Source organism: Thiorhodococcus minor, from assembly GCF_010820565.1.
Classification (GTDB): domain Bacteria; phylum Pseudomonadota; class Gammaproteobacteria; order Chromatiales; family Chromatiaceae; genus Thiorhodococcus; species Thiorhodococcus minor.
On sequence record NZ_JAAIJQ010000263.1, the window covers coordinates 1 to 1,145 of the forward strand.

2 protein-coding genes are annotated in these 1,145 nt (G+C 59.0%); one reads left to right on the forward strand and one right to left on the reverse strand.

Going from position 1 to position 1,145, the window contains the following annotated elements; genetic code table 11:
- Positions 1–73: 73 nt before the first annotated feature.
- A complete protein-coding gene (locus G3446_RS26820; protein WP_164456699.1) occupies positions 74–322 on the reverse strand; it encodes a phage integrase N-terminal SAM-like domain-containing protein in 249 nt (82 codons plus the stop codon).
- 225 nt (positions 323–547) lie between these two features.
- Between G3446_RS26820 and G3446_RS26825 the strand changes: the two genes are divergently transcribed.
- On the forward strand, positions 548–820 hold the full coding sequence (locus G3446_RS26825) for a BrnT family toxin (protein ID WP_164456700.1): 273 nt from the start codon (positions 548–550) through the stop codon (positions 818–820).
- Positions 821–1,145: the final 325 nt, after the last annotated feature.

A 1,145-nucleotide genomic window follows, 5' to 3' on the forward strand; every position in this document is an offset into this window, starting at 1 on the left:
GGGAGGCCCACCCCTCTCCCTCATGCAAAATGACTATTTAAAGGGGAAAATCCATCAGGGACGGTGGCCAGGCTCAGAAGAACTTCAGCCCGTACAAGTCGAGCTTGACGGCACTCCAGGAGTGGGTCTCGAGCCGGTCGCTAAAGTACTCGAGCAACTGCGGCTCGGACAGCTCATCAATGTCGCCGTCAAAATAGGCGCCAATGGTGCGCACGGCGCGCGCGTAGGCTTCGATGGTCTTGGGCTGCAGACCCTTGAGCCGAAGGTGCTTGAGATGCGCCGCGTAGTGGCGCTTGAACTGCGCTTCGCAGGATGCTGGCATGGTGGTGTAACCTCATGATGTTGAACAAACGGCCCCTCGCAACCGAGGGCATGAGGTTACATTCTAAGCGCCACGCCGCCGCATGGGCTTTCTCCGCGCAGCGGCTTCGTCCAACTAGCCCGCCAGCCCGACGCCAAACTGCGGCTAGCGCTTCGCGCGTCGCCGCAGTTTGGCGCGGGCTGCGGTTAACGTTGGGCGAGGAAGACCACGCTCTGATGAAGTGACGTGAAACTCGACTGGGATTCAAGCAAAGCCGCAGCTAATCTTCGGAAGCACGGCGTGTCGTTTCACGAGGCTGGCACGGTCTTCGGAGACCCGATGGCTTTGACCTTCGATGATCCCGACCACTCCTTGGGGGAGGCGCGCTTCTTAACCTTCGGCGTATCCCGAGCGCAAAGGTTTCTGATCGTCTCCTACACCGAGCGGGGCGATGAGACCAGAATCATCAGCGCTCGGAAGATGAGCCGCCAAGAGCGTGACATATATGAAAACGGATAACGCCCACGACGACGACGAAATGCGCCCCGAGTATCGACGCGAGGATCTCGGTACCGGTGTTCGAGGCAAGCACTACCAGGCATATACGGAGTCGAATAACCTCGTGCTTCTAAGGCCCGAAGTCGCGCAGGCATTCCCGACGGAGGAAGCCGTCAACGAGGCGTTGTTGTCCCTGATACGCATCGCCAAAGCATCAACACGCCCAACGAATAAGGTTAGATCGTCCGAGCGCAGCGAGCGACGATCTGAACCGGTTGTTGGACAAGCCCGGGATCGAGGAGGTACGCAGGGGGTATAGAAAATAGCTTTTCGAGGCCGAGGGCTC

What these genes read in the sequence shown, in the direction of transcription:
- G3446_RS26820 (WP_164456699.1), bottom strand. Translation starts at nt 322, where the DNA reads ATGCCAGCATCCTGCGAAGCGCAGTTCAAGCGCCACTACGCGGCGCAT.